The sequence below is a fragment of the Clostridium nigeriense genome (genome assembly GCF_050585245.1).
GTDB classification, from domain to species: Bacteria; Bacillota; Clostridia; order Clostridiales; family Clostridiaceae; genus Clostridium; species Clostridium nigeriense_A.
In genome coordinates this window covers 63,998-86,725 of the sequence record NZ_JBNOOF010000002.1, presented here as the reverse complement: position 1 = coordinate 86,725, position 22,728 = coordinate 63,998, and the positions used below count along the sequence as shown (strand labels likewise).

The window sequence follows — 22,728 nt, the reverse complement described above, 5'->3', positions numbered from 1 at the left end:
CTTGAATTAATTTTTAAGAATTCCTATCTTCCTAAAAATATTAACTCCTTCATCTAAATATTTAGCTGCTTCAGCATCCCTTTTATTATCTATATAGAACTTTCCAATCATTATTGATAATTTCCCCAATTGTTTTTGTAAATCGTTGGCTTTAGCTAAGTTATATGTATCCAATAGAACATTTTCTGCTTCCCTTGAAAGTTCTTTTATTGTATAAATTCTATACCATAATAATTTTAACTCTATTAAACCTTCTATATCGCCTTCATCTAAATAAGTATTTATTTCTCCTAATAATTCTTCACATTTTGAAATATCTTTTAATTTAATATAATTCTCACAAATATTAATTAATGTTTCTACTATCTTAAAATCTTTTCTTCTTATTCTAATCTCTTTAGATATTTCATAATGCTTAAATGATTCTTCTATGTTTTCAAATTCATAAAATAGTTTTCCTAGGTTATTCTCTATTTCAGAAATATTATTTAACTCATCTAACTCTTTATATACTTCTAGAGTCTTTTGGGAATACTTTATTGCATTTGATAAATCACCTTTTTTATTATATTCCTCTGATAATAATAAAAGTGTTTTAGCGTATTCCTCTCTATTATTAACTTGTTCAAATTTACTTTTTGCTAAAAATGAATAATCTATAGCTTTAGCAATATTTTCAATTTTAAAATAAGATTCCGCCATATAATAATAAATTTCTCCAAGTAAAAAATCATTTCCTATATTATTATCTAGGTAGACCTTTTCAGCTTGTCTTAAGTAACTACTAGATGAGTGATATGCTTTTAGATTTAATGTTATTTTTCCTAGATTTAAAAAAGTTTTTATTATCTCTTCATAATTATTATTTTTAATAAATATTACATTTGAAGATAAGAAAAATTGTTGTGCTAAAGTTAGTTCTCCCTTAGCCATATAAATTTGCGCTCTCAAATAAATAATCTTTGCTTTTCTATATTCTAGGTTATATTTTTCAACATAGTATAAAGCATTCTCTATGTATTTTTCTCCAGTGATGTAATCTCCAGACAATATATAAGATTCTGCAATTTGCTCATAATATACACTTATCTTTTCAGCCTGAGTTTCTTCAGATTCCATTAAATATTCAACTGAAGTTTGTAATGCAGCTGCTAAATATTCAAGTAAATCCATAGAAGGATTAGATCTTCCTGATTCAACTAAACTAATTTGACCTGGAGTTATTCTATCCCCTGCCAAATCTTTAAGAGTCATATCTAATTCTTTTCTTCTTCTCTTTATTTTTTCCCCTAACGCAAGAATTTCCATCAAACACTCTTCCTTTTCATTACCGCTTATTAATACTAAATGTATCTTCCACCATATTTATTTTGATTTTTTCGTCAAAATTTAATTTAAAATACAAAATTTATTTTTTTCTTTTTTATTATTATATCATTAAATACATAAAAATTACTAGATAATTTCAAAAATCTGCTATAAAATTTGTAGATTTTATAATATAATTTTATATTTATATAAATTTTTCACTATTATAGGGCTAAAATAATGGAAAGTACTGTCACACAATGTAAAATTAAAACTATAAAGTCAAAAAAACTCCCTTAGGAGTTTTTTAATAGTATTAACTTTAAAAAATTGTATTAAATTTTATTAAGTTTTGTTTACTATTGTTGAATACACTTTTTACTTCATGTATCCCATTAGCATATCACAGGTATCTTCAGCCATATTCATAGCTCTTCTTCCAACTCTTTTTATATTTCTTTGAGTTCTTCTATCTAACTGTGGTAATACAACAGCACTTACTGCCATACCTATTACTGCACCTACTGCCATACCTTTTAACATCCTTAGCATTTATCATCACCTCATAAAATTATTTCTAACTTTATTATTTGTAATTTTTCTTCTTATATTCATAAGAATAAGGATAATAAATTTTATCAAATTCTTTTTGAATATAATTTGCTCTAGTAAGTAAATTAGTTATATATTTAACATTAAAGTCTAACTCAAATTTCTGTACAATGATTTTTGGGATAAACATTTTTTATCTCATAAAATAATATTTATTTCGTTATAAGTTAAGATTGGAAATTAGTTAAACTTTATTTGTTTAAAGTAAAATATGTTGCTGCCTGCCCTAAATTTCCATCACAATCAACTATTTCTACTTCTAAATAGTTATCTGATTCTTTAAGTTTCTCCTTGTTAAGTGATACGTGTACTAAACTTGCTCTCATTGAACTACCATTTCCACCAAACTCTTCAACTTCATTAACTATATATATTTCACAATTTTCATTGTTAATTTTAACTTTAATTGTATCTACATTGGGGGAAATATCACTTTCTTTGTTTAAATATTTAACTAAACTCATAGGTCTAAAATATACCATTAGTGCAGGATATCCACCATCTACCTTAAAAACCTTTAACCCGTATAGTTCTAACTTATCAATAGAAGCATTTATCTCTATATCATTTTGCAAATTTATATCTTGACACCAAAATTCTAGATTTTCTATTCCGTAATCTTTTACTGCATATAAATAAGGATACACCCTATTTTCAACATCTAATCTGTAATTACCCTCTGCGTTAGTATATGTTACACATATATCCTGAAAATCTTTATCCTTTAATCCTACTAGTGCATTTTCAATTGGTTCTCTGAATTTATTGGTTATTTTACCAGTGATTGTTCCCATAAATATCTCCCTTTAATTTTCTCACAACTTAATACAATTATTCATCAAATATCTTTGATACCATTATAACTTATTAACCATAAAATAACAATTTCATCTAATCTATAAATTTGAATTTATCCGAAAGATATAAATAGATTATTCTCAACTTTTATAGATATTTTATTTTTAAATGTATAAAAAATTGAAAATGGATGTAATATTAAGTTTAGAATTAACTGTAAATGTAACTATAGGTGATAAAATAACACTAAAGCAGCCTAAATAGTAATTTTAGTATTATACAAATTTTAACATCTAAATAATTCTATACAAACTAACAAATCTGGATAAATTTATTTTCCCATCCTGTATTTGAAATATTACCATTTAATTTATTATTCAAATAATATTTCAATGCTTCTATCTCATCTTTACTAAAATTATTAACTAATTCCTCTATTTCATCTTCCCAAATACAATTATTTAAAATTTCTACTAAATCATCTAAACTTTTAACTTTCTTATGAATAACTGCAATTTTATCCTTAGTAAATCTACAAACTCTTATTTCATCTATTAATTTCCTTAATCTTTCATCATCCATAGTTTCATTATCTAGAAAAATATCCTTCATTTCATTTTCCTCTATTTTATAGCTTAAAAATATATTTTCTAAATTATTATTTTTAATACCTTCTTCAATTCTAACAAGTAAATTTAAAGCTGTCATTTTTACATAATTCTTTTCATAATCACTTACTATTTTTAATTTATTACATATATTATTAGCTGCTTTTATAATATCTTCCTCTATTTCTTCTATAGTCATTTTTTTGAAAGTATATAGTAATATTTCTCTTTCATAGCTTTTCATTTCTAATTCAAATATATCTGCCTCTACCAACTCTAAACCAATAACATTAGTAAGTACTGGTTCAAATATATTTATTAATAATTCTTTATAATCTCTGCAATAGCTTTTTAAAATTTTTATTATTTTTTCTTTCTCAAAGTTATTACAAAATTTATTTTCAAATAATAATCGTGTAAGATATTCATTAATGAAATCTATTCCTTTAAAATCTTCATCTACAGGATTTGAGAGTTGATAATCTATACTGCACGGTACTTCATGAGCCCAAAATCTATAATCGTAACCTTTGATACCTTTTTCAATTCCAGCAACAGTATCCTCATATGATATATTTTCTATCCCAGTTGATGTTTTTATTACCTCTTTTAGCAAATCCTTACCCGTTGTTATATCATTTTCTATTGTTAGCCATGAGTCCTTCCATGCATCTTCTAGACATTCACATTGAAATAGGTCTACATTCGATTTTGGATTTTTCATTTCTTTCTTTAATAAAAATGTAATAGACTTTAAAAGTTCTTCAGCAATTTCAACTGGAACTGATGAACTATCTCCCATGGTATATCTTTCTGTAACTTTTCCTAATAAAGTCCAAAGCTTTATTTTCATTATTTCTTTATCTTCATTGCTTATATTAGCTAGGTTTGAATCTTTTAAAAGCTCTAAATAAAAATTATTATCCGCCATAGTATCTCCTTTTATATCCATAAGTTATTTTATCTTTCTCCATTTAATCCATATCTAGTATTACGACATAACTCCTCAAGATTTGTTCCACTTAAATATTCTATCGATCCCTGACATTCTTCATTGAAGCATCTCTTCATAAATTCTATTAACTCATCATCTGCTATTTGCTCCATAGCTTCTCCCTTAAAAAAATAAAAAATTTCCTGTAGTTCTTCTAATGTTTCTTCATAGGTTTCTTGAATGATGTATGGAGAATCACAAAATGCTTCTATTAGCTCTTTTAAAATTCCATCTCCAAATTCTACTCTTCCAGTATTCTTCAAACTTTCAAACCTTTTATTAATTAAACTTTCAATTTGGGTGTCTGACAATGTAACTCCATATTTCATTGTCATCTCATTGCATTTTTTTATTTCCATTGCTAATTGTTTTTTCTTCATATTTTGGATAGTTAAAGAAAATTTTTCACTCATTACTATCACCTCTAATACAGTTTACTACTATTCCCATATTAGTACTAGACTTGAATTTTCTTCTATTTTATGGTATTATAAGAGTATAGAAGAAAGTGCTATAAAACTTGAAATATCAAGCTTTACAGCACTTTTTATAATTTATAAATAATTCCTTATTTTTTATATCTTCTTTCATAAAATCTCACCGACAAATTCTAATTGGCTTTTTTAATGTTTGCTCCAAGCACTAAACCTAATAGAAACCCTAAAATCATTCCTAATCCTGAACTATCAAATAAAAGTTCTCCGATTCCTCCACCCATTAATAATCCTAAAATACTTCCAATTCTAGAATAATTATTCTTAATTTCCATCCCCCTATACCTCTCTATATAAATATTTTACAAATGATATTAATACTCTTTTATAAATCCATATTTATCAAGTATTTTATTAAACAGCTACCTCACATAATAATATAAATACAAATTAATTATAACATATATTGTAAATTTATTATTGTTCAATTCTCTAAGAACAGTTTTATAACTAGTTTTCAAAATATTAAATTTGCATTTTATATTTGAATTGCGCACTAAAAAATACCGCATATTCTCTTGAATAGTACGGTATTTTTACTAATTTAATATTTAATTTTCTTTTCATAGAAGTTTAATGATTTTTTATTGTATCTATTATTGTGTATGTACAAAAAACTATTGTTGATATAATAGAAATACCTAATATAGCTATTCCAGCAGCATCACCATTAAATATAGCTCCTAATATATATCCAAACCCAAAGAAAACTAATATTCCGAATAAAAGTGATTTTATAAGATTCTTATAAATTTTATTCATTTCTTATTTCCTCCTAATCTAAAATTCAGCTTAGTCGTAATACAATTATATACTAAATAACATATAATTTACATATAAACTTAAAATACCATACTATTCAATTTTCAAAGATCATATTTTCTTAATTAGTTCGCAATAATATCAAATAAAAAAAGAAGTTCCTAAGATCTTTTTTTATTAAACTATTTTACCTATTTGATTTTTATATACCTATTGGTCTATAGTCAGCCTCTTTCCATCACTTGTAACTACAATAGTTCCATCTCTTGTAAGCAAGACATTTGCACCTATTTCTTTTAACAATTCAACTGTCTCTTTATCCTCCTTCTCTTCTTCTGATGAAGTGATAACTGCATATTCAGGTTGTATTAAATTCACAAATTCCGGAAGACACTCCATATAACGTCCATGATAAGGTACTTTTAGTAATTGATATTTAAAGTTACTCTCCTGTTTCGTAACAAATTCTTCAATTCTAAGATTATTTGCATCTCCAGTAAATAACATTCTATTTTCCCCATGTTCTACCGATATAATTAATGAACTATTATTACTTTCCTTTTCGGAATAAGTTGAAGCAATATGAGGATATACTTTGTATGTTACATTATCCAAAGTAAAGCTAATCTCATCTTCTAGAATCTGAGCCGTAATCCCTGCCTCATCACATGCTTCTAGATAATCCTCTACCTCATCACTATCCTTAAAATAATCCGAAGTAATAATATTATTTACTTTAAGTTTTTTTATAACCCTTGCTGCACCTCCAACATGATCTTTATCAAAATGCGTCAAAATCAAATAATCTATAGTATCAATTCCTTGACTCTTTATTAATTGTACCAGTTCCTTCCCACCACTCTTAAGCCCTGTATCAATTAAAACAGTACTATTATTTGTATGTAGTACTATTGCATCAGCCTTTCCTGCATCTAGAAATGTCACAGATAAGCTTTCTTCCTCCAAAAATGAATTCTGACTATTACTATTGGAATCTGACTTACCAGAATATAAACTTTTTAGATTATTACATAATATCAAAGCAATAAATAAAATAATTACAAATATTATAATTCCTAAGAATATCCTCGTTTCATATAGCTTTCCAAGTTGAGTTATTTTCTTCATGTTTTTTCTCCTTTAACCATATTATTCTATACATAATTAACATGAAATAATAATTTTTTCATATCATTTACTATTCTTTAAACTATCTTTATCTATTTTTGATATACCTTATTTATAATTTTCACAAAATATTTCTTATTTTTCGTTTTTCGATGCAAAATAATTGATAAAGTAAAAAAGATTGCAACGCAATCTTTTATTTTTCCTTCTTATATAAGTATTCAGCATAATTTACTACATCTTGTTGCTTTTCTAAAGGAAGTTTATTTAATACATTCTTCAATCTTTCAAAGATTTCTTTATTTTCATTAATCTCATTATCTACTGCTATTTCTTCTTTAGAAATATTTATATTAGTATCATTTTCATCTTTTTTAATACTAATAATGTTATTTTCTCTTCCTATAGCCAAAGACTTTAATTTGTTTCTAACTAAATCATTAGTAACATAAATTTTATTATTTCCAAGATACTTATAAACTTCATTATTAGAAGCAATAGATAAAGCCTCTTTACACTTTTCATCTGCTATTTCGTTATATAAATCTCCAGTATGACTATCAACTTTAACAAAGATAACTTCTATCCCTTTATCCATAAAACTTCTCATCTTATTGTAATAATCAATAGATGACTGTTCTTTTCTTTCCCAAAATCCTGTTGCATGATGTGCAATTCCAGCATAGTCATGGAAGATTACAACCTTTTTCTCATTTTCTCTTAATGCGTATTCAACACCTCTAACTGTCGCCTCTAATTCTCCAGCAATTTGTCTTATGCTTTTATTAGAGTTATCTTCACTTTTACCATTCTCAATATATTCTACTATATTATTTTTCACAGCTACTAAGGCATAAGCATATTTTTCTGTAGTTATATTGTAGCTTCCATCAACATAAATATGTAAGCAATCCATAGGATAACTATCCTTGCCCTTCTTTAGCATTCCATCTCCATCTGATAAAAACTTTTTAGCATCATTTATATCTTCAAAGCTTTTATACTTAGCACCCTTAACACCTTTTATATACTTTTGACACTCTGCCCAAGTATCTACTATTAAATTTTCTACTTTTTCATTAGTAGCAAAATTAAATCCTTCTTTAATTGCATAAACCTTTTTAGCCATGCTTACTACTCCTTTATTTAATTTTATAATGACATAACTTCTTCAACAAAGTTATAAACCTTCTCTACATTTTTAGCACCAGTAAAGTTTACTACATATTCAATTATATTTTTAATAACTAAAACTATATCATTCTTACCTTCCCAGTTTTCCAATATTATATTAATTGATACATCATCTATTATTCTTTCTAGTGCAAAAAATGCTACTGCTATTTCATCTATTTTTCCTATAAAAGGAATATTATCTGGTATTATATCCGTTGGAAAAGCAATATATGCAATGGCTCCTGAAATTATTAATTTTGTCTTTAATGAAACTCTCTTATCCTTTAGTAATCTATATAATAATGCAGCCATATCAGGAATTATAAACAAATAATCACTATATGTTTTTACCTTTGACGGTAATTTTTCTTCTACATAACCTCTACCAAGGCTATAATAGTCTTTAACTTTTTCTATATTTTCATCTATTTTTTCTTCATCTTCTTCTGTTTCCTCTTCCTCTTCAGGTACCTCTTTAATTAATGTCCCTTGTAGTGAAACATTAATATTAGATAAATCTACATTTAAAAATCCCTTTCTTAAATGTAAATCTGATATATTTAAATCCACATATGGAACATCTTTTAATAAAGATTTTATATTTATTACTACTTTTCCATCTTTATATGTTATTCCCTTTTCCTCTAAGGATTTTAAAGCAAACTTTAATGCAGCCTTTCTAAGTATAGAAAATATTTTTATTTTAGCTATCTTAAAAGAAGAAACCTCGCCATGTATTATTCCATTTTCTACTCTACTAAGCTTTACTCCAGCAATAAAGTTTATAGTAAAACCTTTAGAAAAACTTCCATATAGCTTTATTTCCTCATCAATTTCAACTCTTTCTAAGGATAATCCATCAATTTTCACAAAATCATTTAATATACTTAACAAATCTTCTCCAGTTAAAGAAACTTTAACACCCGAAATATTCATACTTACCTCCTATTAATAAGTTAATTATGCATTTAGATAAATTTCCAAATCTGTTCCAATTATATAAAGTAACTTGTCCTTTATATAAACATCTTTAATATCTGAACTATACTTTTCTAAATTAATAATTATATCATTTCCTTTTATTCTAATATAATCATCACCTAAAATTTTAACTAAAGTCTTTAATATTACTACACTAGCTCCTTTTAATATTCCAAACTTAGATATATTTAGATCTCTAGTTTCTAGCATTATTTTATTATCACAAACCCTCTTAATATAAACAATGCCACTAAAATTGCTATTCATTTTAGTAAAAATCTTTCCTGAAAAAACTATTCCTTTATTTATTTCTATATGGGTTACTTCTATCCCTTTTTCTTTTCCCTTTAAGTTAATTATTTCAGTAATATCTTTTGATGATAATACAGTTGAATTAAGCACTTTTATTATCTCTCCTTATATATTACTCAATAAATCTATTAGTCTAATCAGTCAACTATTTATCTTAAAGTATACTCTATTTAGATATCTTTTAAAAGATATCTTTTGAATTTTACATATATACCAACACTTACATTGGAAAAATATATGTATTTAATTAGACTAAATATTTATAAATGTTAAAATATTTATGATAATTCATCTTCTATTTAGGAGGTAATGATGAACAAACTAAAGAAAAATATAATTTGGATTCCAATAGCAACTGCTATTATTTCAACATTAGTTTTAGTGTATTTAAGTTTTGGACAAAAGGCTAACTACAATAAACAATATTCATTATTTTTACAAGATATAACTGATAATAATATTTCTAAAGTTATATTTAATAATGATGCAAATTTAACTGTATTTTTAAAGAATGGAAGTAAATATTCTACTAGTAACCCTAATAGTCCTACTTTAAAGGAAGATTTATTAAAAAATAATATAGAAATTTTAGATGAAAAAGTAAGTAGTCCATCTAAAACTATAACTTCAGTAATGCTTTTAACATCTATAATTTCAATTGTTTTTATATCACTAAATAAGAAAAATCTTGGTAGTTCAAAAATTTCTAATTTAGATGTTAAGGACTTTTCTGTAGACGAAAATGCATTAAACTTCAATTCTGTTGCTGGTAATGAAGAAGCTAAAGAAAGCCTTATGGATGTTGTTGATTTTCTTAAAAACCCTGATAAATACAAAGAGTATGGCGCTAGAATGCCAAAGGGAGTAATTCTTTATGGTTCTCCAGGTACTGGTAAGACTTTACTTGCCAAAGCAGTTGCAGGCGAAGCTAAGGTTCCATTTTATGCATTAAGTGGATCAGACTTTGTACAAGTATATGTAGGGGTTGGAGCCGCTAGGATTAGAAATTTATTTAAGAAAGCGAAGGCTCATGGAAAAGCTGTTATTTTTATAGACGAAATAGATGCCATAGGAAAGAAAAGGGGCGGTTCTAATGCATCTAGTGGAAATGATGAAAGAGATCAAACATTAAATGCTCTTTTAACTGAAATGTCAGGCTTCGGTGAAAAAGAAGGGATAGTTGTTATTGCTGCAACTAATAGATTAGATACTTTAGATTCTGCACTATTAAGACCAGGTAGATTTGATAGGCATATTGAAGTTTCTCTTCCTGACCTAGCAGCAAGGGAAAAGATAATATCCCTTCATTTAAAAAATAAACCTCATAATGAAATAAATATAAAAGATATAGCTAGAAAAACTGCCTATTTTTCAGGTGCTAAATTAGAAAGTTTAATTAATGAAGCTGCTATAATAGCTGCTAAAGAAAATTCATTATCATTAAATGAAGGACACATAAATAAAGCTTTTTCAATTGTTCTTGCAGGATATGAAAAAAAAGAAAGAAGTCATTATCTAGAAGAAGATAGACTATTAACATCATATCACGAAGCTGGACATGCTCTTCTTTCATTAATAAAGACACCTGAAGATACAGTTTCAAAAATCACAATTATTCCAACTACTAAAGGCGCTGGAGGTTATACACTAACTATACCTAAAGATAGTTCATACCAAAGATTAGATTATCTAAAGAATAGAATTATGGTTCTTTTAGGAGGTAGAGCAGCTGAGGAATTAATTTTTGGTAAAGATAAGATTTCAACAGGGGCTGAAGGAGATTTAAGTAAAACAACAGAAATAGCTCTGTCTATGATATCAGAATATGGTATGGGAAATACACTTGGCCTATTAAAGCTATCAAGTTTAGGACAACTTTCTAATAGCTATGGAAATCCTGTTGTTGAAGAATGTAGAGAATTAATTAATTCCTTATATAAAGAAACAATAACTATCCTAATTGAAAACAGAAAAATCTTAGATAAAATAGCCAATGAATTATTAGATAAAGAAACTCTAGATAAAGAAGAGATATATACAATTTATAATATTTTTAAATAAAAAATATAGTGTTTAATACTATTGAGAGATATCATCCAAAGATGCTATCTCTCTTTTATCTTATTTAAAAATATTATTTACTTAATATAAACTACTTATGTTAATGACTTTTATTGATAGGTTTAATTTGACATTCCTATTATTAATCCTATTACATAAGGTATTAACCATATTAACCAAACTATAATACTAAATTTATGAAAATTATGTAGTTTTTTCGTATCATTTTTAGTAAATACTATTGTAGCCCAAACTGCATGGAATAGCATTAAAACTATTGCTAATGCTCCAGTAATACCATGTAGGCTAAGCAAACTTCCTCCATTTGCAATTCTAGACATGATAGTTGTACCAGTTGTATCAAATAATAATCCAATCCAAAAGATAATTACATGAAACTTATTTAAAGTTCCACTTTTACGTTCTGAAAATACACCTATTGTATAAAAAATAAGTGCTAATGTAATAGTTACAATTGCCATAATTAATTTTATGCTCATAATCATACCTCCTAAAATTAAAGTCTATTTTTCAGACTAATTAACCCCTATTTATTTTTCTGAACACTGTTCATTATAGTTTTCTATATTTTATTTGTCAAATTTTTTTATTGCATTTTATATAATTAGATAGTTGACAAATAAATTTAATAATTCTATAATGAACATCGTTCAAATAAATTCTATAAGAGTCCATTTATAATAAATATTAAATCTTATTAAAGAAGGTGAATTTATATGATAGAAAAAAACTTACTATTGTTTTTGGCTGGATTAGTATGGAGTATTGCTGGATATAATGTTTTACATATAGGATGTCAAGCATATAGTGGAAATGTATCACTAACTCTTATTACTTTATCTATAGTTATTTTTTTAATCTTTAGATATATGATTTTTAACAAACTTGTTAAGAAACATACTAAAAGAATTATAGAATACAAAAATAAAAAACAATGGTTTTGGAAATTCTTTGATATGAAATCTTTTGCCATTATGACATTCATGATGGTAACAGGAATTGTTATACGTATAAATAATTTATTTTCAGACTCAGTTATTGCATTCTTTTATACTGGATTAGGATTTTCCTTATTATTATCTGGTATTAAATTCTTTTATAATTTTGTAAAACTTAAATTAGTTGAATATATATAAGGTTCTATCACAAAATTAAAAATAAATTATTTTGGCTGTCATTTTGACAGCCAAATTTAAAGTTATTAACCATACTTATTAAGTTAATAATTTTTAAAAGTTCAAAATCTTCCTTAATAATCTAATTGTTTTAATCTTATAATTACCTTTTCTTCTGAAGCATCTTCTAATTTATAAGATATTATTTTTCTTTCAATATCTTTAGTAACCTTATCTGAATTACTAAAAAGATCTCTTGCCGCATTTATAGCATAGGCAAGTACTGTAGCTGCACCTGCACTACCTAGTTCAAAACCCATACTTTCTGTTTCTGATAATTGGCTTTTCATTAATTTATATACTTCTTTACAATAGGCTCCTTTAATTATGATTCTATCATATTTATACTCTAAAGCTGTTAATAATTCAGTTGGATTATATGCTTCAAAAGCTGGATTTTCCCTTTCAAGATCTAATAATTCATCTAATACAGTTCCTGGAGTTTTTTCTAATATTTCTGCTAAAGCCATTATCACCTTATTCGAATACTTTTCTATTTTTTTATTAGTATGATTCGATAATAATTGCTGACTTATTCCAGTTTTCTTATAAACATCATATCTTTTTAAATTATTCCTTTGTAAATATAAATCCAAATAATTCATTTTAACACCCTCTTTTTATTAATTAAAAATATTTTATTACTAAAATATTTTTTACTAATAATATTATACTCTTAATCTCATAATTTGTATATATATTTCAAAAAATAACCAAGAAATCTTACCTATAATTTTTATTCTTTATTGTTAGCTTTATTTCTCTAGAATCATTAATTTCCTCTGTAACATCTTCATTACCTATAAAACTTGTTATTGACCTTGGAGATATATTTACAGTTAATTCTTCCTTATTATTTACACCTTTATCAAAATTCAATTGCCTCAATGAATATCCATAGTATATACCATCTTCATCTGCACCACCTGTGTCTAATCCAGTTCCTCCTTCAACATTAAAATCTTCTCCACTTATATCTATAGTAAAACTATATAAAGTTGGATTATTAAGCTTAATTTTACTTTCAATTTTGTATACTATTAATAATTGTTCTCCCTCAAAATCTACAGCTTCTATATTAATAATATGATTTTCTGTATGAAATTCTTCTTTAACTACTAATCCATTTTCCGTATATTTAATTCCTAATCCCCATTTGTTATTTAATACTTTAAGTACTGGACCAACTATTGGTAGCTCTTCAGCCAAAGAAGGTTTAACAAAGTTAATTCCTATTAATAATGTAATGAATAATCCAGCAGCTTTCAATACATTGTCTCTAACTTTCTTTTTACTCTTTGACTCTATATCTTCATATATTTTATCAACCTTTTCTCTTAAAGAGTTTGGTATTTTAATATCATCCTCATTATAAAGATTTTTTAATCCCTTCTCTAAATCCATCATTACATTATCTCCTTTCCATTCATACTTTCAGTAATCTTATCTTTTGCTCTAGATAATCTTGATTTAACAGTACCTTCTGGTATTCCTACAATCTCTGAAATTTCACTTATCTTTAAATCTTCAAAATAAAATAATGTGATAACTAGCCTTAACTCTTCTTGTAAGGAATCAACAGCAATTTTCAAGTCTAAATTTTCATATTTATCGTTATACTGCTCTTCAATAACCTTATCTAAACTTATACATTTTTTATTAAAGTTATAAATTTTATTACATTCATTTATAAGAATTTTTATAAGCCAAGTTTTAAACAGTTCATCATTTTTTAAACGTTTAATATTTGAATACGCTTTTAGTATAGTGTTTTGTATTGCATCTTCTATATCATCTTCACTATTTAAAATTCCTTTTGCAACTCTATATATACTCTTAAGATTTTCTTCTATTAATTCAGTAAAGGCTTTTCCACTTCCCCTCTTAGCCTTGTCCACTAAATCTAATTTATTTAACCCAAACATTTATTTACCTCCTCATATATTCTCATCTATTAGATATAATTAAATCGTAAAAAGTTCATACATTTTAAAATAAAATAATAAAAGAGGATTCCATTTTGTTATTTAGAATCCTCTTTTATTATTTTATCATCAATTTCTTATTGAATATTTAAATATCTAAAAATTTTTCTTTTACCGTTTCTAAAGCTACTTCAATAACCTTATCCATATCGTAATATTTATACTCTCCTAATCTTCCACCGAAAATCACATTTTTTTCAGTTTTAGATAACTCTCTATATTTATTATATAATTCATTATTTTTAATATCATTTATAGGATAATATGGGTCCTTTCCTACTTTCCATTCCTTACTATACTCTCTGCTAATAATGGTTTTAGGTTGATTGCCAAATTCAAAATGTTTATGTTCAAGTATACATGTATATGGAGTTTCTTTATCAGTATAATTTACAACTGCATTTCCTTGGAAGTTCTCAATATCTAAAACCTTACTTTCAAAATATATGCTCCTATATTGAAGAATCCCTAAAGTATAATTAAAATAAGCATCAATAGGACCTGTATAGATTACTTTATACGCAATACTATCCCACTTATCTTTCTCCTTAAGATAATCTATATTTAATTCTACTTCAATTCCATCTATCATTTTTTCAACCATAGCTGTGTATCCACCAATATGAATTCCTTGATACATGTCATTAAAGTAGTTGTTATCATAAGTAACCCTTACAGGTAATCTTTTAATTATGAAATCTGGTAATTTACTACAAGCTCTTCCCCATTGCTTTTATGTATATCCTTTTATAAGTTTTTCATATATGTCTTTCCACGTTTTTTTGCTTCATAAGAAAGTACTGCTTCATAAAGTCCAGCTCCAAAAATTAAAAAATCATATTTATCTTTCATAGTAAACCTTCCTATATATTAGTTGAATCCTACAACTAATTGAGATATTTTATATAATCCTATACAAATCTTACGACCCATTAAACCAGGTAAATTAATAAGTTGTCCCATTAATCTATATCTAAGAGTACGATATAACCTTATATCTTTATCTTTAATATATCTCCATAACTCTTTCTTCTTTTTTAAATTTTCTGATGTTCCAGAACGTATTAATAATATACCTGATACAGTAGTTATAATTTCAAGATAATTAAGCATGTATTTATAAAGCTTCTTATTTTCTATGTTTTCTATATCAACATTTTCAATCATTAGCTTATTTACTTTAATCTGTTGATCTATTCTCTTTATCATTACTTTTTCATTTACTGATTGATCTTCTCTTCCAATAAGATATCTATAAAATTCAACATTTATATAAAATATCTTCTTAACATACTCAAGAGGTAAATATACAAATAAATTATCAACATAAAAAGTATGTTTTGGAAGTGCTAGTCCACATTCTCTTAGGACCCCTGTTCTATATATAACTGAATGCATTAAAATATATTGCCCTTTATGAAAACTTCCAATATCATCCCAAGAAAAAATTCTTCCTTCTGGAAGCACATTATCATACTTCATAACCTTTTTAAACTTGGAATTCTCTTTTTCATATACAAAATTACTAATTATCATATCAACATATGTTTTCTCTTTATCAAAAGTTTTTATAGCATCTAATATTTTCAAATATGCTCTTGTATCTACCCAATCATCACTATCAACTACTTTAAAATATACTCCAGTGGCATTTCTTATACCTGCATTTACAGCTTCTCCATGTCCACCATTTTCTTGATGTATAGCTCTTATTATGTTTGGATACCTTTTAGCATATTCATCTGCAATTTTTCCTGTATTATCTGATGAGCCATCGTTTACTATCAGTATTTCCACGTCGTCTCCTCCTGGTAAAAGTGACTCAATACAATACTTCATATACTCCTGCGAATTATAACAAGGAATTACTACTGATAATAATTTCATAATTACACTACCCTTTCTTACATATTAAATCAAAGGGATAAAACTTCTAATTAGAATGTACTTATCCCTTAAGTAATTTTAACTATTCAATCTAATTATAACATTATTTTAACAAATTTTAGACTTATTACCCTAACTTTCTAATTTTTTATATTCTATTGTCATTATAGTTCAAATTATTCTTTCTATTACATAAAGGCTTACAACTTGATTCAACCATAAGCCTTTATAATATCTAACAATAGTTCAGCACTCTTCTTATTTACTCTTAAAGATTACTTTGAATATAGGGAAAAATACCCAGAATGAAATAGCACTATTAATTATCATTGTAACAAAATCTGCTATTGTTTCACCTGTTGCTCCCATTCCCCATGTATTCATTAATAAGTTGTATATCGGTGCCTTGTAAAGCCCTTGAAGTGCAGCTGCTCCAACTGTTATTATTAAATATGCAATTACATACCAAAATGCAGCTTTCCCAACACTCCCATTTGACTTAAATGTTACATTTCTTTGTGCAAAAAAATTAATTACTTGTGCAATAGCCATTGATATTTGTACTGCAAGGAAGTAAGCAAGACCGCCCCCTCCACCTGAAGCAAGAGAACCTGCTGCATAATTAAAAACATAATATGCACTTCCATCAAAATTATTTCCAACCTGTAGTATTTGAAAACTTGTATTTACCAATGATGTATGTTCAAACATACCCTTTAGTACAGGCATTAATATCATTTGTAATACTGTTATACCATTACTAAGTATAAAGAATACTAGAAATTGTGCTGTTCCTGGATGCTTTTCACTAAATCTTGTCCACATTGAAACTATTTTATTTGTTTTTACCACTTCTTTATTCAATTCTATGCCTCCTCTACTATTTCTATGTTCGAACTCATTTTTATCTTTTTAGATTTTACTAGTTTTCGTCTTTCTTTTAATAAGTGAGATAATCCTTTAAAGAAATGACCATTAACTATCATTAACATTCCATCTAACATAGGCATATTAACAATTCCTCCAGTCATTCTTGAAACTCCTCTAAATGGCATATGATATACTGACATCATAATCATATTAGCAGTATCTCTCTTACCTATTTTGGTTAAAAACCAATGTGCGAAAGCTATCATCTTATAAGCAAATCTAGCAAATAAGCCTTTTGCATACTGACATTGTGCAATAGTGTCATTATAGCCAATATCCCTTGTTCTATCCCATTTTGAATTAGGCACTTTATTTCCAAGAAGCTTTTCAAATTCATTTAAATTTACATCATATACATTTCCTGAATAATAAGATTTAAGTTCACTTTTATTATATGGAAGTTCTACATTAGTCCCTTGTATCGAAATAGTATCATTAAGTCTTATGTCTTCACTTGAAGCCCCTATCATTATTTCATACTCTGCTGACTCGACTTCCCATTTATTAGTTTTTACATTAAAGTAACGGAATGTTTTATCGTCGAAAGGTATCGTTACTTCTTTTTCTTCTCCAGGATTTAAAGAAATCTTAGTAAAGCCTTTTAATTCTTTCTTAGGTCTAAATATTTCTTTAGATTTACATCCTACATATAATTGAGCCACTTCCTTTCCTGAAACTTTCCCAACATTTTTTATCTTAAATGATACTTTATCATTATTTACCTTTATATCTGAATACTCAAAATTTGTATAACTTAATCCAAATCCAAATGGAAAAAGAACTTTCTTACCTATTGTGTCATAATATCTATATCCAATATATATTCCTTCTCTATATTCCACGCTCACTTCTTTTCCTGGAAAGTTTTTAAAACTAGAAGTATCATCATATTTTAAAGGATATGTTTCTGCCAACTTACCTGATGGATTTACTTCACCTGTTAATACTCTAAGTATGGCCTTTGCTCCTGCTTGTCCACTTAGATATGAATGGAGTAATCCTTTTACTTTATTTATCCATGGCATTTCTACTGCTGAACCACAAGATAATACAACTACAATATTTTTATTTACTTCATATAATTCATTTAACAAATCTACTTGATTTTGAGGAATTTTCATATTTTGTCTATCCAATCCCTCAGCTTCAGTAACCTCATCTAAACCAATATATAAAAGAACTACATCAGCTTCTTTAGCAAGTGCACATGCATTATCTATCTTTTTCTTATCCCTTTTTCCATATCTATTAAAACCCGATTCATATCCAATATAGGAAATTCCAAATTCCTTAATACAATCTGTAGTACTATCTATAATAGTTGGATTAACAACAGAAGAACCTGCACCTTGATATCTAGGTTCCTTTGCAAAATCACCTATAACTGCAACTTTTTTCTCCCTTGTAATAGGTAAAATTTTATCCTCATTTTTAAGAAGTACTATTGACTCCTCAGCTGCCTTTTGTGCCATTTCATGATGTTTCTTATTATCAATTTTAATTTGAGAATTTTCTAGAGCTTCTGTGGTTTCAAATATAAGTTCAAGTAATCTATCAACACATTCATCTAATACTTCCTCTTTTATTCTTCCACTTTTTATTGCTTTAATAATATCCTGATTGGTTTCACCATCTGTAGTTGGCATTTCTAATTCATTACCAGCAATCAAACCTTCTACACGGTCATTACAACCACCCCAGTCAGTAACTACACATCCATCAAATCCCCATTCATCACGAAGAATTTCTTTCATTAAATGTATATTTTCATTTGTATAAGTTCCATTTAATTTATTATAAGAAGACATTACAGTCTTAGTTTTACCTTCCTTAATTGCAATTTCAAATGCTGTTAAATAAATTTCTCTAAGAGTTCTTTCATCAACTATGGTATCAATAACCATTCTTCTTTCTTCTTGATTATTTACAGCAAAATGCTTAACACATGCAGAAATTCCATGGGATTGAATTCCTCTTATATATCCTGCTGCTAATTTACCAGCTAAGTATGGATCTTCACTAAAATATTCAAAATTTCTGCCACATAAAGGATTTCTTTTCATATTTATTCCAGGCCCTAATAAAACATTAACCTTTTGTGCAACTGCTTCTTCACCGAGATATTCTCCAATCTTTTCTACTAACTCTTCATTCCAACTGTTCGATACTGTAGCAGCTGTTGGAAAGCAAGTTGCTGGCTCACTAGGATTAAGTCCCAAATGATCAGCTGCTGCAGTTTGCTTTCTAATACCATGAGGTCCATCTGCAAGAAACATATTTTTTATTCCAAGATGTTCTATTTCTTGAGTCTGCCAAAAGTCTTTTCCTGACATTAAAGATGCCTTTTCTTCTAGAGTCATTTTTTCTATTAATTCTTTATATTTCATATTTTATTCCTCTTTTATATTGTAGTAACACCAACTTAGCATTACTCACCTGATTATTTTACTGTATCTTTTGCTACTAATGTTATTAAAGATATACTATATTTTTCTTTAAAATAAACGTAACTAAAAGTACTGCATATAAATGATTAAATCAATTATATGCAGTTATGATTTTAATATATAATTCTTATTTTATAGTTTTCCTATTTTCTTTCTTTTCTCTTAAAAGCTTTTTTGTTACTAATGTCACAGATACTACTACACCAATAGCTACAACTGCATCTAATGCATATAACCAATATTTCCATAAAGGTGTTACTGAAACAATCTTAGAATCAACTGATAATCCATTCATCGCATGGCTATTTACTATAGTGTAAATTATACTATGAGCTGATTCTCTTATATTATTAACTACAGTTGGAGTTAATGTATTTCCACTTAATTCCCATAAGGAAGAATCAGTATTTAACCATAAGTTTGTTCCAGCTTCTAAACCTTCTAAAATGTCTTGATAAGCAAATACTGAATAAGAAGCTTGATCTGTAATAACTGTTCCTTCAAATCCCCATTCATTACGAAGAGTTTCTGTCATAAGACCAGCATGGCCACCTGACCAACGAGCTCCTATACGATTCATACTTGCCATCGCGCCTCTAGCATCCCCATCACGAACAGCAAATTCAAAAGGTGTTAAATATAATTCACGTACAGTTTGTTCATTAGCAAATATTGCTCCTCCCATACGATTTGTTTCTTGGTCATTTAAAGCAAAATGTTTCATAAATACGAATGCACCCATAGATTGTACACCCTTTACTTCACTACCAGCCATTTTCCCTGAAAGGAAACTATCTTCTGCGAAATATTCAAAATTTCTACCACTGAAAGGCGCACGATGTATATTTATACCAGGTGCATACCATCCTGCTACGCCAGAATTTAAACTATCTTCTCCTATAGCCTTACCCATTTCTTCTATTAAATCAATATTCCAAGTTGAACCCATAACTACTTGTGCCGGATAAGACATGCATTTTGTTCCACCACCTACTAAAGTACTAGAAATACCTGCAGGACCATCCTTATCTATAGTTCCAGGAAGATTAATTGATTCTATTGCTACAGTAGCATATCCACCCATACGTACTAATTTAGTCATCTCTTCTATTGTTAATTGATCTAAAAGAACATCCCACATTTCATCGTTATAATCTAATCCAATAAACATTGCAGCACTTAACTTACCATATTCATCACTTATCTTTCCAGTTTCAGGCATAACCGCCTCTTGATCTTCAGTATGCGAAATTTCTAAATCTTTTAACATTTGGTCTGAAGCAGTCATAGAACCACCAGCATATGTAGTTGGCCATGTACCTGTCCAATCATTTCTAGATAAGTACTTAAATGAAGGATCATAGTAGTTAATATCTACATCTTCAAATTGATTGCTTATTTCATTACCAGTTGCAACTGACACAGCATAAGTTTCTGAATCAAGATTTTCTACAGTAACCTTATTCGTTAATTCCACATTACCATCATAATCCATACCATCTGCTTTACTATATCCCTTTGCTGCTAGAATATTATTTAAAGCATCATGAGAGTTTTCACCTGCTGTAAAGTAATAATCACCTGCATCCACAATATAAGTTCCATAGCCTTTAGCATCGTAAGTTTTCATTTCTTCTTTATCTACACTAACTGTTATGACTTCGGATTTACCCGGTTCTATTAAAGAAGTCTTTTCAAACCCAACTAACTCCACTGCTGATTTTTCTATATTATTTTCTTTATCATATTCTGTATAAGGAGACTGCATATAAATTTGTACAACATCTTTACCTGCTACATCACCTTTATTAGTAACTTTTACAGAGATTTCAAATTTATTTTCTTGCTCTTTTACGGTATAATCAGACCATTCAAAGTTTGTATAAGATAATCCATATCCAAATGGAAATTGAACTTCTTTAGAGTAATCATAATTATCTATTTTTTCATTTCCCAACACTACATCTTCATACCTAGTTTCATAGTAACGATATCCTACATAAATCCCTTCTGCATAAACCATGTATGTATTACCATTAGTTACATTACTATTTGATATTTGATAATTACCTAGGTTAGCCATTGCTGGTGAACCCATTACATCGTAAGCATAAGTATTTACTAAGTTTCCTGATGGATTTACATTACCATTAAGAACTTCACCAATTGCATAAGCTCCTCTTTCACCTACAGCACCTACCCATATACACGCATCAATATCATACTCATCTAAGAAATCAAGTTCCATAGCATTACTAGCATTGATAACTACTACAACTTTATCAAAGTTATCAGAAGCCATTTGTAAAAGTTCTCTCTCATTTTTATCTACTTCTAAATATAAGCTTCCAGTATCTAAGACTTCACTTGAAATGTCAGCAGTTTCTCCTCCTGAACGTCCTATTACAACAACAGCTGCATCATTATATTCTTTAAAGCTATTTTTTACTTCTTCAGTATAAACATTAGCTGGTACTTCATTTACAGCAAATGAACCTTTTCCGTAAACATCTGGAACTGCTTTACGATATGAAGCCCCTGCTCCACTTTTATAGAAATCCCATAATGTCATATTTACATCAAATCCTGAAGCCTTCATAGCATCTAATAAATTTGGTGCTTCAGATGAATCTACAGAACCTGCACCAACACCACCATAAACTAAATCAACTGAACTTTGTCCAAGTAAACTTACTTTTCCTCCTGAAATAAGTGGAAGCGTATTGTTATCATTTTTTAATAAAACAATTCCTTCCTCTTCTATCTTTTGACTTATTTCTTCAGTATACTTTCTCATTTCCTCTTCTGTGGAAAATGAACTTTTATAGTACTCACTGTCTACGTTTTCATCGTTGCTAACAGTTTTACTAGTTTCATGTCCTAAATAAATAGAAATAATTTGTGAATAACTCATCGCATAAAAATTCCCTACTACTAGTCCTACTATTAACACAATACTTACTACATACGTTATAATAGCTGTGATTTTAGATTTTCTTCTCATTGTTAATCCTCCCATATTTAATCTTTCTTAGAATTGTTAAAACAT

Annotated in this window: 21 protein-coding genes and 1 pseudogene; 2 read left to right on the top strand and 20 right to left on the bottom strand. The window is 27.5% G+C overall.

All coding sequences use genetic code 11. From position 1 onward, the window contains the following. Positions 1 to 6: 6 nt before the first annotated feature. From ACQPUY_RS03790 to ACQPUY_RS03740, 11 genes are all read right to left on the bottom strand, one after another. On the bottom strand, positions 7 to 1,308 hold the full coding sequence (locus ACQPUY_RS03790; protein ID WP_430839598.1) for a helix-turn-helix domain-containing protein: 1,302 nt from the start codon (positions 1,306 to 1,308) through the stop codon (positions 7 to 9). 378 nt (positions 1,309 to 1,686) lie between these two features. After that, positions 1,687 to 1,860 carry a YtxH domain-containing protein gene (locus ACQPUY_RS03785; protein ID WP_430839597.1) on the bottom strand — a complete coding sequence of 58 codons (174 nt, stop codon included), beginning with the start codon at positions 1,858 to 1,860 and terminating at the stop codon, positions 1,687 to 1,689. A gap of 251 nt (positions 1,861 to 2,111) precedes the next feature. Further along, positions 2,112 to 2,714: a carboxypeptidase-like regulatory domain-containing protein gene (locus tag ACQPUY_RS03780; protein ID WP_430839596.1), complete on the bottom strand. Its 603-nt coding sequence runs from the start codon at positions 2,712 to 2,714 to the stop codon at positions 2,112 to 2,114. A gap of 316 nt (positions 2,715 to 3,030) precedes the next feature. Then, a complete protein-coding gene (locus tag ACQPUY_RS03775) occupies positions 3,031 to 4,257 on the bottom strand; it encodes a DUF6179 domain-containing protein (RefSeq protein ID WP_430839595.1) in 1,227 nt (408 codons plus the stop codon). 29 nt (positions 4,258 to 4,286) lie between these two features. Beyond that, complete coding sequence (locus ACQPUY_RS03770; protein ID WP_430839594.1) at positions 4,287 to 4,733, bottom strand: DUF6323 family protein; 447 nt, start codon at positions 4,731 to 4,733, stop codon at positions 4,287 to 4,289. 197 nt (positions 4,734 to 4,930) lie between these two features. Further along, positions 4,931 to 5,089: a hypothetical protein gene (locus ACQPUY_RS03765; RefSeq protein WP_430839593.1), complete on the bottom strand. Its 159-nt coding sequence runs from the start codon at positions 5,087 to 5,089 to the stop codon at positions 4,931 to 4,933. A 298-nt stretch (positions 5,090 to 5,387) separates the two neighbouring features. After that, positions 5,388 to 5,576 carry a hypothetical protein gene (locus tag ACQPUY_RS03760; RefSeq protein ID WP_430839592.1) on the bottom strand — a complete coding sequence of 63 codons (189 nt, stop codon included), beginning with the start codon at positions 5,574 to 5,576 and terminating at the stop codon, positions 5,388 to 5,390. A 210-nt stretch (positions 5,577 to 5,786) separates the two neighbouring features. Then, complete coding sequence (locus ACQPUY_RS03755) at positions 5,787 to 6,704, bottom strand: ComEC/Rec2 family competence protein (protein WP_430839591.1); 918 nt, start codon at positions 6,702 to 6,704, stop codon at positions 5,787 to 5,789. Positions 6,705 to 6,900: 196 nt separating this feature from the next. Continuing rightward, positions 6,901 to 7,833, bottom strand: coding sequence for a viroplasmin family protein (locus ACQPUY_RS03750; protein ID WP_430839590.1), 933 nt, complete (start codon positions 7,831 to 7,833; stop codon positions 6,901 to 6,903). Positions 7,834 to 7,856: 23 nt separating this feature from the next. Continuing rightward, the gene (locus ACQPUY_RS03745; protein ID WP_430839589.1) at positions 7,857 to 8,816 is read right to left on the bottom strand and encodes a YkvA family protein; all 960 of its coding nucleotides are present in this window, start codon (positions 8,814 to 8,816) and stop codon (positions 7,857 to 7,859) included. 24 nt (positions 8,817 to 8,840) lie between these two features. Continuing rightward, positions 8,841 to 9,263, bottom strand: coding sequence for a hypothetical protein (locus tag ACQPUY_RS03740; protein WP_430839588.1), 423 nt, complete (start codon positions 9,261 to 9,263; stop codon positions 8,841 to 8,843). A gap of 222 nt (positions 9,264 to 9,485) precedes the next feature. Between ACQPUY_RS03740 and ACQPUY_RS03735 the strand changes: the two genes are divergently transcribed. Then, the gene (locus ACQPUY_RS03735) at positions 9,486 to 11,234 is read left to right on the top strand and encodes an ATP-dependent metallopeptidase FtsH/Yme1/Tma family protein (RefSeq protein WP_430839587.1); all 1,749 of its coding nucleotides are present in this window, start codon (positions 9,486 to 9,488) and stop codon (positions 11,232 to 11,234) included. Between the two features lie 122 nt (positions 11,235 to 11,356). Here ACQPUY_RS03735 and ACQPUY_RS03730 read toward each other — a convergent pair whose 3' ends face one another. Continuing rightward, on the bottom strand, positions 11,357 to 11,734 hold the full coding sequence (locus ACQPUY_RS03730; protein ID WP_430839586.1) for an HsmA family protein: 378 nt from the start codon (positions 11,732 to 11,734) through the stop codon (positions 11,357 to 11,359). A 237-nt stretch (positions 11,735 to 11,971) separates the two neighbouring features. Here ACQPUY_RS03730 and ACQPUY_RS03725 point away from each other — a divergent pair, with 237 nt between their 5' ends. Beyond that, positions 11,972 to 12,391, top strand: a complete 420-nt coding sequence (locus tag ACQPUY_RS03725; RefSeq protein WP_430839585.1) for a hypothetical protein — start codon at positions 11,972 to 11,974, stop codon at positions 12,389 to 12,391. Positions 12,392 to 12,504: 113 nt separating this feature from the next. On the opposite strand, the gene ACQPUY_RS03720 is transcribed toward ACQPUY_RS03725, so the two are convergent. From ACQPUY_RS03720 to ACQPUY_RS03685, 8 genes and pseudogenes are all read right to left on the bottom strand, one after another. Further along, the gene (locus ACQPUY_RS03720; protein ID WP_430839584.1) at positions 12,505 to 13,035 is read right to left on the bottom strand and encodes a helix-turn-helix domain-containing protein; all 531 of its coding nucleotides are present in this window, start codon (positions 13,033 to 13,035) and stop codon (positions 12,505 to 12,507) included. Between the two features lie 118 nt (positions 13,036 to 13,153). After that, positions 13,154 to 13,837: a hypothetical protein gene (locus ACQPUY_RS03715; protein WP_430839583.1), complete on the bottom strand. Its 684-nt coding sequence runs from the start codon at positions 13,835 to 13,837 to the stop codon at positions 13,154 to 13,156. After that, complete coding sequence (locus tag ACQPUY_RS03710) at positions 13,837 to 14,355, bottom strand: RNA polymerase sigma factor (protein ID WP_430839582.1); 519 nt, start codon at positions 14,353 to 14,355, stop codon at positions 13,837 to 13,839. Before ACQPUY_RS03710 ends, ACQPUY_RS03715 begins: the two co-directional genes overlap by 1 nt. A 148-nt stretch (positions 14,356 to 14,503) precedes the next feature. Beyond that, positions 14,504 to 15,184: pseudogene (locus ACQPUY_RS03705) on the bottom strand (UDP-galactopyranose mutase); the annotation flags it as partial. Between the two features lie 101 nt (positions 15,185 to 15,285). Next, the gene (locus ACQPUY_RS03700; protein WP_430839581.1) at positions 15,286 to 16,302 is read right to left on the bottom strand and encodes a glycosyltransferase family 2 protein; all 1,017 of its coding nucleotides are present in this window, start codon (positions 16,300 to 16,302) and stop codon (positions 15,286 to 15,288) included. Positions 16,303 to 16,560: 258 nt separating this feature from the next. Then, positions 16,561 to 17,166 (bottom strand): hypothetical protein, encoded by a 606-nt coding sequence (locus tag ACQPUY_RS03695; RefSeq protein WP_430839580.1) that lies wholly within the window; start codon positions 17,164 to 17,166, stop codon positions 16,561 to 16,563. 2 nt (positions 17,167 to 17,168) lie between these two features. After that, complete coding sequence (locus ACQPUY_RS03690) at positions 17,169 to 19,619, bottom strand: glycoside hydrolase family 3 C-terminal domain-containing protein (RefSeq protein WP_430839579.1); 2,451 nt, start codon at positions 19,617 to 19,619, stop codon at positions 17,169 to 17,171. A gap of 187 nt (positions 19,620 to 19,806) precedes the next feature. Further along, positions 19,807 to 22,683 carry a glycoside hydrolase family 3 C-terminal domain-containing protein gene (locus ACQPUY_RS03685; protein WP_430839578.1) on the bottom strand — a complete coding sequence of 959 codons (2,877 nt, stop codon included), beginning with the start codon at positions 22,681 to 22,683 and terminating at the stop codon, positions 19,807 to 19,809. Between the last annotated feature and the right edge of the window lie 45 nt (positions 22,684 to 22,728).